We start from the raw sequence: 13,173 nt of genomic DNA on the forward strand, positions 1-13,173 counted from the left end.
CAGGGCGTTGTCACATCAGGATTGCGTCCTATTCGGCCGACAGCAAGGACAGCGCATCGGCGACGTCGTCCTGGCTGATGCCATCACCCAATTGCACCGGTGCATCGGCCAGAGCCGCTGCACCGTGCTGCTTGAGCTTGCCTACCCACTGGCCGGCATCACGACCCTGCTCAAAGCCCTCGCTTTGCAGCAGCACCCGGCCATCGTGGGTAGTGAGCTTGAAGTAGAAGCGGCCGTCAGCTTCGCGATACTGCTTGAAGATGGGCAATTGCGGCTTGTTGCTATCGCTGGCGGCTACCGGCGCGGCGATGGCCTGGAAGCGACGCAGGCCCACTGCTTCACGCAGTTGTACCAGCAGTGGTGTGGCCAGGGCGCGGGCCTTGCGGGCACCTTCCTGCAACGCGGCCTCGATGCGCTCGGGGTTGGCCATCAGTTCGGCATAGTGGGCGCGCTTGGGGCCGATTTCGCGCTCTATCAGCTCAAACAGCTGTTGCTTGGCGTCGCCCCAGCCCAGGCCTTCGAGCAGCGCGGTGCGGAAGGCAGCGGTTTCTTCGCTGCTGGCAAAAGCCTGGTAGAGGGTAAACAGGTGGCTGTTGTCCGGGTCCTTGGCTTCACCGGGCAGGCGCGAATCGGTGACGATGCGGGCTATGGCCTCCTTGAGGCCCTTGCTGCCACCCTCGAACAGCGGGATGGTGTTGTCGTAGCTCTTGGACATCTTGCGGCCATCCAGGCCGGGCAAGGTGGCAACCTGCTCCTCGACCACGGCCTGGGGCAGCACGAACAGCTCCTTGCCCTGGCCGAACAGGTGGTTGAAGCGCTGTCCGACATCCCGTGCCATCTCGATATGCTGGACCTGATCGCGGCCTACCGGCACATGGGTGGCGTTGAACATCAGGATGTCGGCCGCCATCAGGATGGGGTAGCTGAACAGGCCCATGGTCACGCCAGCGTCGGGCTCTTCACCAGCTGCTTCGTTGGCATCGGTCGAGGCTTTGTAAGCGTGGGCGCGATTCATCAGGCCCTTGGCCGTGACGCAGGTCAGCAGCCAGGTGAGCTCGGGTATCTCGGGTATATCGCTCTGGCGATAGAACACCACGCGCTCGGTATCGAGCCCGGCGGCCAGCCAGGTGGCGGCCAGCTCCAGGCGCGAGCGTTCGATGCGGCGTGGGTCGTCGCACTTGATCAGGGCGTGGTAGTCGGCCAGGAAAAAGAAGCTTTCGTTGCCAGCCACCAGGCTGGCGGCAATGGCCGGGCGTATGGCGCCGACATAGTTGCCCAGGTGGGGCGTGCCGGTGGTGGTGATACCGGTCAGTACGCGTTGTTTCATGGTGGGGATCCTCGGGCTGCTGTGCAGGCAGGAGTCTAGCGGGGATAAACGGCCAGGGATACCCGCAGGCAGGCAAAAGCGTTACGCAGCGCCCTTGCCTGGCCGTCACGGGTAGAGATCAGCGCTTGTAGCGATCCAGTTTGATGCTGACCTTCTGGATGGCGGTGCCCTCGGCCTGCAGCTTCTCTACTGAGAGGGTGTGGCCTTCAAAGGTGTAGGGTTTGAAGCGTGCGGCGACCCGGGTGGCGGGCGTGGCGTAGTAGAGCGTGGCGGGCTGGTCCGCCAGGGCCTGGCTGGCCAGGTAGTTGACCAGTGCGTGCTCCATGGCGTGAAAGCCGTTCTTCCAGTGATGTTGCCGCAGCTGTGGCCGGGCATTGCCGTCGGCCGATACACTGCCCCACACTTCGCCACCTGGCGCTGCCACAAAATGCTTCAGCCACCACTGGCCTGCCGCCTGCCAGCGGCTGGGGTCGTCTCCCTCCTGTACGGCCAGTGTGGCGGCAGCCTGATCCAGCTCGGCGTAGATCCACCAGCTCTTGTGCGGCACCACGCTGCCGTCCTGCCGCCATTTTTCGCCCCAGCTGCCGCTATCCTGCAGCCAGGCGGCATCCAGCGTCTTGCGCATGCCGTCGCGGGCCTGGCTGGCCAGTTCTGTGTCCTGATTCTGGCGGGCCGCCAGGTAGAGCATCCAGTAAGCTTTCACGGTGTGGCCAAAGTCGTTATGGCGGCCATCGGCGCTGTCGCTGTCCGGCAGGCCACGGGTGCCCCAGAAGCGGCCACGGTCGGCATCATGGAAGCGCTTGACCATGGCGCCAGACAACTTGCCGATATCCTCCTGCCAGCGGCGCTTCAGCGGCCCTTCAGGCAGGATGGGTGTGACCAGGATCAGATAGGCATTGAGCTGATCCAGCGTCGCAACCAGTTCCTCGCGCTGGGCGTCGCCATTGCCGCCATCCTTGGCCTGCCAGCGTATCAACCCGGTCTTGGGGTCCTGATAGGTAAAGATGTGCTGTTTGAGCTTGATCAGGTCGGACAGCACCAAGGGGTCGCGGGTGAGGTAGTACACCGCAGCCATGCCCAGGCCCGCGTACGACAGATCCTGCGCGTTGCGCATGCCTATGGCCGGCTGCGGCTTGCCATTCTCGAACCAGCTGGCTGCGCTGCCGGTGCGTTTGTCGAGTGCGCGCGCACGTAGGTCGGCCACCCCGGCCTGGGCCAGCTTGAGCAGCTTGATGTCGCCGGTCAGGTGGAAGCCCATGGCATAGGTGTAGATCTGGCGTGACTGCATGCGGACATAGTCGCGCTTGAGCTCGCTCTTGATCCAGTCTGGTGCTTGTGCAAGCTCGGGGCAGGGGGCTGCCGCCAGATAGGCGCTGCCGTCGTTGCAGCGAAAGGTGGGAAACCTGCCCACTGGTTCGCCTTGTGCAGCGGCCTGGGTCCACCAGGGCAGCAGGTCTTCCTGGGCATGCTGGCGCCAGCGCTGACCGGCGTCTTCTTCGGCCTGGGCGCCTGCCACGGTGGCAAGGGCGAATAAGGCGGCGATAAAGGTGTTGCGTAGTGTCATGGGCGATCCGACCCGAAGGGGTGTTAGGGGTTCCGCACAGTTGCGGCAAATCGGTTGGGCTGGTTGCAGGTGTATCAGTGCGTCTGGCGCTTGGCCAGCCAGACACCGAGTACGATGACCACGGCGCCACTGACCTGCAGAGGCGAGATGGCCTCTGCAAACAGTAGCCAGGCGGCCAGTGTGGCAACCAGTGGCTGGAACATCAAGCCCAGGGCCGAGACGTGGGTGGGCAGATGGCCCAGGCCATAGGCGATCAGGCTTTGTCCACCTACCTGGGTGATCAGTGCCAGCGCCACCAGTACCGACCAGGCATGCCAGCCGCTGGGCCAGATAGCCTCGCCCCGGACCAGGGCGATGGCGAGCATGACCATGGCGCTGATGGCGCTGCTGATGGCCATCAAGCGCATGACGGGCATGTCCTGCCTGACCAGCTTGAGTACCAGCAGGTAGCCACAGTAAAACACCGCCGCCAAGGTGGCCAGCAGATCGCCCCGGAAACGGGCCGGGGCCAGGGCGAAGTTTTCACCAGTCAATAGCAGCACGCCGGCGAGGGTGACGATAAAACTCAGGCTGAAGCCGGGGGCGATAGGTTCTTTCCAGATCAACCAGCCTACCAGGGGCACGCAAAACACTGGAACGCAGTTGGTCAGCAAGGTGGCGTTGGCGACGGTGGTGATATGCAGCGACAGATGCCAGACCGTGAGATCAAGCGCAAAGAAGGCCCCAATGGCGAGCAGGGCCAAGCCACGGCGACGGTTGATGGGTGGTGCAGGCGTAGACAGGCTGAGCAGCCATAGTACGGGCGCGGCCAGCAGCAGCCGCCAGAAACCGGTGGCAACCGGGCCGATATCGGACAGCCGCACGAATATGCCGGCAAAGCCTATGCAGGCGGCACCAGCCAGCAGGGCGGGGAATGCAAAACGCGTGGATGACATCAGCGAGCGGCGGGGCAGAGTGAACCTGGGGACGATTCTAGCTGCAGCCGAGCCGGCATTTGTTCTATATTGCTGGCCGGCCCCTGACGGCCGCGTCTAGTTCAACACGGAGTGCTGCTGATGCGACTCGCTGAAATCCATATCCATCCCCTCAAGTCATGCCGATCCAACCTGGTGTCGTCGGCCTTGGTAGAGGCCATGGGCCTGCAACATGACAGGCGCTGGATGCTGGTCAGCGACCGAGAGGGCTTTCTCACCGGTCGGCAGTATCCACGGATGGTACTGATTACGGCGAGCATGGATGCCAGCGGTGTAACCTTCGATGCGCCGGGCATGGATAGCCTGCGGGTGGAGATTGCTGACCTGCAGGAGCGGCAGGGCGTGACGGTGTGGCAAAGCGGAGAATTTGCCGCGCAGGTAGGTAGCGATGAGGCGGATTTCTGGTTCTCCGATTTTCTCGGCACCAACTGCAGGCTGGTCTATACCGGCGCGGACAGCACTCGCCGTACCCGCAAGGATCCAGAGGTGCCGGTCAGTTTTGCGGATGGTTATCCCGTACTGCTGATAGGCACGGCGTCTTTGGACGAGCTGAATGGCAGGCTGGTTCAGCCAGTCAGCATGCGGCATTTCCGCCCCAATCTGGTTGTGGAAACCAGTGTGCCGTTTATTGAAGATAGCTGGCAGCACATACGGATAGGCGACGTGGTGTTCGAGAACCTCAAACCCTGTTCACGCTGCCTGTTTACTACGGTAGACCCGGATACTGCCACGCCAGCGGCGGATCGCCAGCCGCTGGAAACCCTCAACAGCTATCGCCGCACCGAGGATGGCACGATGTTCGGCATCAATCTGGTGGCACGCAGCCTGGGTAGATTGCAGTTGGGCGATGTGGTGGAGTTGGTCTAGGCACCGCTGCCTAAGAGCCTGTTCAAAGTCTTTTCGCCGCGCGCCGGCCCGCTGGGCTGAGCTGGAAAAAGGCCAGGCACAAGGCGTGGTGCGCAGGCAATAACAAGTTATTGCCAAGCGCCACAACGCAGTGAATGGCCGTTTTCCAGATCAGCCCTATGGGTTCGCAGCCTTGCCGGCGAATGGCGGCGTTGCAAGCCGCTTACGGTACCGATACCGGAACCGGTACCGCTGCGCGGCTTGCGCCTTGCCCTTCATCCGGCAAGGTTGCGAACGACGCGGCGAAAAGACTTTGAACAGGCTCTAAGCCCTTCGGGCTTTGTTGTGCGAGTTCGGCCTCCTCGCCTACTGCCTGCCGTACCACCTGCTCTCACACGTGGAGCCAGAGCCGCTAGGCCGGGTTTTGTTAGCGGCGCTCAATAGCGGCACGGCCGCTAGGCGATGATCTGCTGGCGCGGTCGGGCTCAGGCGTGGATTACCACGCGATCCCGCCCCGCGCGCTTGGCTTCATAGAGTGCCTCATCGGCATCTTTCACCAGGGCTTCGCCGCTGGGTATGGTGGGGAACTGCGACACGCCGCTGGAGAAGGTAGTGTTGAACCAGGTCTCGTTAAAGGGATGCTTGATCTGGCCGAAGTCGCGACGTATGCGATCCAGTATCTGGAAGGCCTGAGTGGCATTGGCGCCCGGCAGGGCGACCAGGAACTCCTCACCACCGTAACGGCCGACGATATCGGTCTTGCGCAGGCGCTGTTTCAGCAACCACGCCAGGCTACGTATGATCTGGTCACCAACCGGGTGGCCGTAGCTATCGTTGACCTTCTTGAAGTGGTCGATATCTATCATCGCGACCGCTAGGGCCTCGTGCTCGTTGGCGGCGGCATTCACTGCCGCATCCAGTCGTTGTTTGGAGCTGGTATGGTTGAGCAGGCCGGTCAGGCTGTCGTGGAACATGGAGCGGCGCAGCAGTCGGTAGCGCTCTATCTTGCTCTTGACGATGGCGTTGAGTATGACCGGGTTGAACGGCTTGGTCAGGAAGTGGTCGCCGCCCAGGCGCAGGGCGTCGACCTGTAGGCCCACATCGGTCTCGCCCGACAGGTAGACGATGGGTACCGACAGGAACTCCGGGTGCTGGCGTATGACGCGCGCGGCTTCCACGCCTGTGCAGCCGGGCATATACATGTCCATCAGGATCAAATCTGGCTGGTAGCGCTTGAGCGCATTCAGTACCTCGCGCGGCTGGGCAATGGCCTGGCTTTCTATGCCGTTTTCAGCCAGGGTGCGCTGTATCAGCTTGCTGGCAGTCAGCGAGTCCTCCACTACCAGCACACGGTAGGCTTCTTCCTCTTCGCTGGCGTGCAGCTCTATGATCTTGGCCATGATGGCCGGCAACGGTGTGCCACGGGCAAAGCAGAAGTCGCAACCGGCGCCCAGTGCCGCCTGCATGCTGCTGAAGTCGGCATCGATATTGAGCCCCAGCAGATTACTGGCGGCAAAGCGGGTGCGTAGTTTCTGCATGTGCTGGCTGGCGATGCCGATGGCGATGCCCGTCATGTCCAGCAGCAGGGTGGTCGGTTCATCCTCATTGGCCGGCAGCTTGGTCCAGTTGTATCCCTCGGCCTTGATGCCGAAATAGCCCAGTTGCGAGATCAGGTCACGCCAGGCGTCAAGGTCGTCGCCAATAAACCAGACCCGGCGGCCCGGCGAGAGATCGGCAGCGGGTTCGCTATCGTGACCGGCACGTCGGTCTTCTATGGGGCGGGTACTGTGCTCGATAAAACTGGCAGCCCGGGCGCACAGGCCCTCCACGCGGCTCTCCAACTCCTGCAACGCGCCATCGGCAATCGGATGGGTGTGCTCGTCACCAAACAAGGCCAGCGATTGCTGCTCGATATCGCGGGCAAACTGATGCAGGCCGGACAAGCCCTTGGCATGCAGGAATTCGGCGAAGCTGGACAGAATGACAGCGAACTCGACGAACTGCTCGAAACGCGGGGTAGCCCGATAGGCACCCCAAGTGGCGCGCATGGCTTCGTACTTCTTTTGCAGTTCGGCAGGGGGGCAGGACATGCTGAGGGTCGTTTGTGGGCTGTTGGATAAAGTCTATTACATGCGGGGCGGCAAAAGCGAGGAAACCTTTGTGGAAATAAGGAGGCTGGCCGTTTGCGGGGTGTTTGGGTTGCTGTGTTTTTGTGTCGCTGGTTGACAACAGTCTGCCGTGTTTGAGGCTTTTTTCCATCATATCCGGCGCTGTCCAGTATGACGCTCGTTATGATCGGTTCCGCGAGCGGCAGTAAACAGGTGTTGGCAGTTGTAAATAAATGTTGCCGCTCGGAGATTTCGGTAGCCAAGCGCTGGCGTTGTGGGAGATCCCTGCAGCTCTAGTCTTTAGCGGCGTGTCCTTCTGTGCACAAGCAGGGGAGTTGCGGCCTGACGATAAGCTACGTTGCCTGCGTAGTGTTGCAATGTGTCTATTACGTCTGAAGCGCAATCCCCTTGTCTGGAGTGCTGTCGCCCATTGGTTTGCCGGAGCGCCTAACATGATCGTAAGGGGAGTTCGATGTTCGCCAAGAGAAAGATTAGTGCAGCCGTAACACTGCTGATGAGTGGCATGGTACCGGCGCTGGTGCCGGCATTTGCTGCAGAAGACGCTGCTAAGCAGGAAGTCGTGGTTGTTACCGGCTCCCGCATCGTACGTGCCAATCTGAGCGGTACCACACCTGTGCTTACCGTGACCAAGGAATCCCTTGGCAATATGGGTATGGAAAACTTTGCCGACATGGCAACGCAACTACCCCAGTTCGCTCCATCCTTTGGTTCTTCCCGTACTCAGTCCACTTTCTCTGGTGTGGCCTCGTCGGGTCTGAACAACGCCAACCTGCGTAACCTTGGTGCCCAGCGTACTTTGGTGCTGATCAACGGCCGCCGCGTGCCGGGTGGTTCCTCCACCAGCATGTCGGTGGACTTCAATACCATCCCGACCGCCAATATCGAGCGCATTGAAGTCATTACTGGTGGCGCATCGGCCATTTACGGCGCCGACGCCGTTGCCGGTGTGATCAACATTATTACCCGCAAGAACTTCCAGGGTGTGGAAGTCAATGCCTCCTATGGCGAGGCCAGCGAGGGCGATAACAAGAACCCTAGCGGCTACATCATGATGGGTGGCAAGCTCGGTGATGCTGGTCGTGGCCTGCTGACCTTGCAGTTTGACAAGCAGGGCCAGGTCAGCTGTAAGGATCGCTACATCTGTGCTGAGGACTTCGCCTGGCTGTCGCCTGCCACGCAGGTGCGCGGCCCTGCAGCGCGTTCTGGTGTAGGTGAGAATGGTCGCTTCTTTGTTGGTACCAATAGCTATACCCGTCGTGGTAACAGCTTTACTGAGAATGGTGCGCTGATCCCCTTCGATGTCTCGAAGGATGGCTACAACCGCAACGCCAACCGCGATCTGGCTATCCCGACCACCCGTATCATGGTGGCTGGCGATATGGAGTATCCGCTGAGCGAGAAGGTCAAGGCCTTTGCCGAGTTCAACTTTGGACAGACCAAGGTTGATTCGAGCTTTGAAGGCCATCCCTTCCAGTCTTCCGCTGCGGGCGACCGTATTGGCGGCGTGACTGCTGTGACGATTCCTATCAACAACCCATTTATTCCTGCCGAGCTGCGCACTGCTGCGGTGGCCGGTAACGTGACCGAGATGACCTGGTGGCAGCGTTTCTCGGATCAAACTGCCGGCGGCAATCGCGGTGCCAAGAATGACCGTGATACTGCCCGTACCGTTGTCGGTACCAAGGGCGAGTTCGATAGCATCTTCGGCTTGGGTAGTGACTGGCGTTGGGAACTGTCCAATGTCTATGGTCGTACCAAGGTCAATCTGTCTACCGAAGGTCTGGTCGGCAAGGTGCAGTTGTACAACGGCCTGCGTGTCGAGGCTGATCCGGCCAACCCAGGTAGCTATCGCTGCGTTGATGCCACTGCACGCGCACAAGGTTGCGTCCCTATCAATCCATTCGCGCCGTACACGGCTGCCATGCAGAACTACATCCGCATGGGTTCGACCGCGGTGGGCGAAAGCTCGCTCAACAGCACCAATGCCAGTTTGACTGGTGCATTGGTTGAACTGCCAGCAGGTGCCATGCGTACTGCTATCGGTGCGGAGTACCGTACCTTCTCTGGTGGCCTGGATTACGATGCTGCCATCAACCAGGGCTTGGTCACGGGTAACCAGATTGGCGACACTGATTTCGTCAAGATCAAGACGCGCGAAATGTTCGCCGAATTGCTGGTACCTATCCTGGCTGATAAGCCGTTTGCCAAGTCGCTGAACTTTGAAGGGGCTTATCGTCATTCAGAGGCTTCGGGTGACACAAGCTACAACACCTGGAAATTTGGTGGTGATTGGGAGCCGGTGGAAGGCCTGCGTTTCCGTGCAATGAAGGCCCGTGCAGTGCGTGCGCCCAACCCGGGCGAATTGTCTGGCGTGGGCACAACTGCCGGCGTAGTGAACGACCCTTGTACCGCGTCGCGCCGCAATGCCAACCCGACTCGCGCGGCCAACTGTCAGGCAGATGGTGTGCCAGCTGATTACGCGCCGCCGCTGGTGGTCGAGCAAAGCGTGACCGGCCTGTCAGGCGGTAACAATGCGCTGAAGCCGGAAGTGGCTACCACCATGACCTATGGTTTTGTTTGGCAGCCCAAGTTTGTGCCTAACTTGGCTTTGACCATTGACCGCTTCGAGATTGATATAAAGGACATCATCACCACGGTATCGCGTCAGGTTGCCGTTAACCTGTGCTATGACAGCCGCCTGCTTTGCAGCGCAGTTACACGTGGTACACATCCACTGGTAAACGGCAACTATGTGCTGACGGCTGTGAATGAGCAGTTGCAGAACGTAGCTAGTCAGGAAATTGCAGGTGTGGATCTGGATGTCCGTTATGGCATGAAGAACTCGTGGGGCGATATGGACTTCTCGTTCATTTCGACCATTTATGACGAAGCTACCTTGCAGCCGTTGGCTGGCCAAAAGCCGGTTGATCTGCTGGGCCAAGCTGGTGGCTCGACCTCCGACCAAGGCTTCATCAAGTTCACTGCCAACGCCAATGTTGGCTACCGCAAGGGTCCGTTCAAAATGAACTGGAATATCCGCCACATTGGTGGTGCGGACATGGCCGTTGGTACAACTGAAGCTGGCTATCCACGCATTCCGGCCCACACCTACCACAATGTTCGTCTGGGCTATGTTGTGGCTAAGTCGACCGAAGTGTACGGTGGCGTAACCAATCTGTTTAACAAGAAGCCACCGTTCTTTGCCTCGGGTACTGCAGGTACTCAGGCCTTGGACACCATTCCTGGTTATTACGACATCTTTGGCCGCTCCTACTATGTCGGTGCGACGCACAAGTTCTAAGTCGTTTAAGGAAGTTGCGTAATGAGAGCGGCGCCCTAGGGCGCCGCTTTTTTACTGTTGTGACACTATCGTTGTGGCTGTCGTTACTGGAGTGCTTGCACTAACGCTTAGATACCGCGCAACAACTCATTGATACCCACCTTGCTACGGGTCTTGGCATCCACCTTCTTGACGATGACGGCGCAGTAGAGGCTGTACTTGCCGTCTGCCGAGGGCAGGTTGCCGCTTACCACCACCGAGCCGGCCGGTACGCGGCCATAGCTGACTTCGCCGGTTTCGCGGTCATAGATTCTGGTGCTCTGGCCTATGTAGACACCCATGGAGATAACAGCGCCTTCTTCCACAATCACGCCTTCCACAATCTCGGAACGGGCGCCGATAAAGCAGTTGTCTTCGATGATGGTGGGCGAGGCCTGCAGGGGTTCCAGCACGCCGCCTATGCCGACGCCGCCACTGAGGTGCACATTCTTGCCTATCTGCGCACAGGAGCCGACCGTCGCCCAGGTGTCCACCATGGTGCCTTCATCGACATAGGCGCCGATATTGACGTAGGACGGCATCAGCACCGCGTTCTTGGCGATATAGCTGCCGCGGCGGGCCATGGCAGGCGGGACGACCCGAAAGCCGGCCTGGCGGAAATCGGCATCACTCCAACCGGCGAACTTGCTGTCCACCTTGTCGAAGAATTGCGTCTCGCCGCCGTCCATCACACGGTTGTCATTGGCACGGAAGCTCAGTAGGACGGCTTTCTTGGCCCATTCGTTGACCACCCACTGGCCGTCTTTCTTCTCAGCCACGCGCAACTGGCCGCGGTCCAGCTCCAGGATGACCTGGTCTATGGCGGCGCGCAGGTCTGGCCTGATACTGGCTGGCGTGATGTCGGCGCGGTTCTCGAAAGCGGCTTCAATGGTGGCTTGTAGTGGATGGGTCATGGTGCGGGTCTCGATGGGCTGGGGTTTGGATATGGTGGCGGTTCAGTTGGCGTAGGCCGCGATGCGCTGGGCACCTTCGATGCAATCAGTCAGGGGTGCGACCAGGGCGAGGCGTATGCGCCCGGCACCAGGGTTCTGGCCATGCGCGTCGCGTGCCAGGTAGCTGCCGGGCAGTACGGTAACGTGGCAGTGCTGGTAGAGGTCGCGGCAGAACGCCGCGTCGTCGCCAGCATAGCGTTGCGGTACCTGGGTCCACAGATAGAAGGCGGCATCGGGCCATTCGGCGCCCAGTGGCTTTGCCAGCAAGGGAACGACGGCCTCGAATTTTGCCCGGTACTCGGCCCGGTTGACGGCCACATGCTGCTCGTCACGCCAGGCGGCGGCACTGGCTGCTTGCACCGTGGCCGACATGGCAGAGCCGTGGTAGGTGCGGTAGAGCAGAAAACCCGCCAGTATGTCGGCATCACCTGCCACAAAGCCGGAGCGCAGGCCGGGGGCATTGGAGCGCTTGGAGAGGCTGGAGAACACGACCAGGCGCTGATAGCCGCGCCCCAGCTGGCTGGCAGCCTGCAAGGCGCCCAAGGGGGGCGTGTCGAACCAGATTTCCGAATAGCATTCGTCGCTGGCAATGACAAAACCGTACTGGTCCGACAGGGTAAACAGTCTGCGCCAGTCATCCAGCGACATCACGGCACCAGTCGGGTTGCCGGGCGAGCAGACAAACAGCAGCTGGGTGCGTTGCCAGATGTCAGCCGGGACGCTGTCCCAGTCGGGCTGGAAGCGCTGCGCAGGCAGGCAGTTCAGGTAATAGGGTTCAGCACCGGCCAGCAGCGCCGCTCCTTCGTAAATCTGATAAAAGGGGTTGGGCGAGAGCACGATCGGCTTCTCGCAAGCGCTGGGGTTGATGACCGCCTGGACAAAGCTGAATAACGCTTCGCGGCTACCGTTGACGGGTAGTATGTCGCTGGCCGGGTCGGGCCGGGCAATGTCGTAGCGCTGTGCCAGCCAATCGGCAATGGCGCCGCGCAGATCAGCCGAACCCAGTGTGGCAGGGTATTGCGCCAGCCCACCAAAGTGCGCCTGCAGGGCAGTTTTAATCAGTTCGGGGGTAGGATGCTTGGGCTCACCGATTGATAGATCGATATGGCGCAGGCCATTACCATGCTCGGCGCCAGCAAGCAGGGCCTTGAGGCGCTGGAACGGATAGGGCTGTAAGCGGTCTAGCAGGGGATTCACGTGGTGGCCGCCATGGGGCTGAAAGCCTTCGATTATAGGGAGCTTTGGCTTGCTGCAAAACAAAGCCTGCGGCAGGTCGCCGCAGTCGTTACACTACGCATCCCCGTTGCATGCTTACGTCATGCCGATCTGGCCTGATTGAGCTGGATCTGAGGTAGATGTGCTTGCGCGGCAGATTGTGCTTTTTGAATAGTTGCAAAGAGGTTGGAGTCGTCCATGCTGTTAACTCTCTCCCGCTGGCTTTTGTGTGCTGGCGTTTCAGTGGCATTGGCATTGCCGGTGCAGGCGGAATCGGTGTTGGTGCCGGTGCAGCCGGCCCCCCCTGCGGTGACGGCCGAGGCCCCCTTGCCGGGTGATGTGCCTGCCGCAGCCGAGCCTGTGGGCAAGCCCAAGCGTGCAGTCGAGGTCAAGCGCGATCGGCGCGGCAAGGTAATCAAGAGCAAGGGTGCGAGCCGCAAGGCCAGCAAGGCAACGGGCAAGAAGAAATCGGCGGTGACGAAATCCAAGGGCAAGACAAAGAAAGTCTTAAAGAAGCGGAAGAAATAGCCGATAAAGCCGGGGTAGAGGCCAGGAAACTGGTCTAAGCTGAAGAGCAATTCTGCCCAGGCTCTGTTGCCGAAAGGATGTTATGGATATCTCCAGTGCTGCTAGTGCGATCTCTGACCAGGCCATGTCCAAGACCCAGGCGCAGGCATCCATCCTGACCTTGCGCAAGGCGCTGGATATCCAGAAGAGCAACGCCATGGCCTTGCTTGAGGCACTGCCTACACCGCCCAGTAACCCGGCGAATCTGGGTAACGCGATTGATGTGCGAGCCTGAGCGCCGGTTATAGGCTCAAGCCATGGGTGGGTTGATGGACCGGT

At 60.4% G+C, this 13,173-nt stretch carries 10 protein-coding genes; 4 read left to right on the forward strand and 6 right to left on the reverse strand.

The genetic code is table 11. The features are described 5' to 3' along the window. Positions 1–28: 28 nt before the first annotated feature. The 3 genes from V7714_RS01060 to V7714_RS01070 form a co-directional block, all read right to left on the reverse strand. Positions 29–1,327 (reverse strand): tryptophan--tRNA ligase, encoded by a 1,299-nt coding sequence (locus V7714_RS01060; protein WP_335387392.1) that lies wholly within the window; start codon positions 1,325–1,327, stop codon positions 29–31. Positions 1,328–1,445: 118 nt separating this feature from the next. Beyond that, positions 1,446–2,891 carry a hypothetical protein gene (locus tag V7714_RS01065; protein ID WP_335387394.1) on the reverse strand — a complete coding sequence of 482 codons (1,446 nt, stop codon included), beginning with the start codon at positions 2,889–2,891 and terminating at the stop codon, positions 1,446–1,448. Positions 2,892–2,965: 74 nt separating this feature from the next. Then, positions 2,966–3,826, reverse strand: coding sequence for a DMT family transporter (locus V7714_RS01070; RefSeq protein WP_335387396.1), 861 nt, complete (start codon positions 3,824–3,826; stop codon positions 2,966–2,968). Between the two features lie 120 nt (positions 3,827–3,946). Here V7714_RS01070 and V7714_RS01075 point away from each other — a divergent pair, with 120 nt between their 5' ends. Then, on the forward strand, positions 3,947–4,732 hold the full coding sequence (locus V7714_RS01075) for an MOSC domain-containing protein (RefSeq protein WP_335387398.1): 786 nt from the start codon (positions 3,947–3,949) through the stop codon (positions 4,730–4,732). Positions 4,733–5,196: 464 nt separating this feature from the next. Here the strand turns inward: V7714_RS01075 and V7714_RS01080 are convergent, their stop codons facing one another. After that, positions 5,197–6,801, reverse strand: coding sequence for a GGDEF domain-containing response regulator (locus tag V7714_RS01080; protein WP_335387400.1), 1,605 nt, complete (start codon positions 6,799–6,801; stop codon positions 5,197–5,199). A 490-nt stretch (positions 6,802–7,291) separates the two neighbouring features. Here V7714_RS01080 and V7714_RS01085 point away from each other — a divergent pair, with 490 nt between their 5' ends. Then, the gene (locus V7714_RS01085) at positions 7,292–10,141 is read left to right on the forward strand and encodes a TonB-dependent receptor domain-containing protein (RefSeq protein ID WP_335387402.1); all 2,850 of its coding nucleotides are present in this window, start codon (positions 7,292–7,294) and stop codon (positions 10,139–10,141) included. Between the two features lie 107 nt (positions 10,142–10,248). Here the strand turns inward: V7714_RS01085 and dapD are convergent, their stop codons facing one another. After that, positions 10,249–11,073 carry a 2,3,4,5-tetrahydropyridine-2,6-dicarboxylate N-succinyltransferase gene (dapD, locus tag V7714_RS01090; RefSeq protein ID WP_335387404.1) on the reverse strand — a complete coding sequence of 275 codons (825 nt, stop codon included), beginning with the start codon at positions 11,071–11,073 and terminating at the stop codon, positions 10,249–10,251. A 42-nt stretch (positions 11,074–11,115) separates the two neighbouring features. Beyond that, positions 11,116–12,309 (reverse strand): succinyldiaminopimelate transaminase, encoded by a 1,194-nt coding sequence (dapC, locus tag V7714_RS01095; protein WP_335387406.1) that lies wholly within the window; start codon positions 12,307–12,309, stop codon positions 11,116–11,118. Positions 12,310–12,525: 216 nt separating this feature from the next. Here dapC and V7714_RS01100 point away from each other — a divergent pair, with 216 nt between their 5' ends. Together V7714_RS01100 and V7714_RS01105 are read left to right on the forward strand one after the other, a co-directional pair. After that, entirely contained in the window at positions 12,526–12,855 is a 330-nt protein-coding gene (locus V7714_RS01100; RefSeq protein WP_335387408.1) for a hypothetical protein, read from the forward strand. 82 nt (positions 12,856–12,937) lie between these two features. Then, a complete protein-coding gene (locus tag V7714_RS01105) occupies positions 12,938–13,129 on the forward strand; it encodes a YjfB family protein (protein WP_284196657.1) in 192 nt (63 codons plus the stop codon). Positions 13,130–13,173: the final 44 nt, after the last annotated feature.

Source organism: Chitinimonas sp. JJ19, from assembly GCF_036961565.1.
In the GTDB taxonomy this organism is placed as follows: Bacteria; Pseudomonadota; Gammaproteobacteria; order Burkholderiales; family Chitinimonadaceae; genus Chitinimonas.

Bases quoted from the DNA above. Each gene is read 5' to 3' on its own strand.
- V7714_RS01060 (WP_335387392.1), bottom strand. From the start codon at position 1,327: ATGAAACAACGCGTACTGACCGGTATCACCACCACCGGCACGCCCCAC.
- V7714_RS01065 (WP_335387394.1), bottom strand. From the start codon at position 2,891: ATGACACTACGCAACACCTTTATCGCCGCCTTATTCGCCCTTGCCACC.
- V7714_RS01070 (WP_335387396.1), bottom strand. From the start codon at position 3,826: ATGTCATCCACGCGTTTTGCATTCCCCGCCCTGCTGGCTGGTGCCGCC.
- V7714_RS01075 (WP_335387398.1), top strand. From the start codon at position 3,947: ATGCGACTCGCTGAAATCCATATCCATCCCCTCAAGTCATGCCGATCC.
- V7714_RS01080 (WP_335387400.1), bottom strand. From the start codon at position 6,801: ATGTCCTGCCCCCCTGCCGAACTGCAAAAGAAGTACGAAGCCATGCGC.
- V7714_RS01085 (WP_335387402.1), top strand. From the start codon at position 7,292: ATGTTCGCCAAGAGAAAGATTAGTGCAGCCGTAACACTGCTGATGAGT.
- dapD (WP_335387404.1), bottom strand. From the start codon at position 11,073: ATGACCCATCCACTACAAGCCACCATTGAAGCCGCTTTCGAGAACCGC.
- V7714_RS01100 (WP_335387408.1), top strand. From the start codon at position 12,526: ATGCTGTTAACTCTCTCCCGCTGGCTTTTGTGTGCTGGCGTTTCAGTG.
- V7714_RS01105 (WP_284196657.1), top strand. From the start codon at position 12,938: ATGGATATCTCCAGTGCTGCTAGTGCGATCTCTGACCAGGCCATGTCC.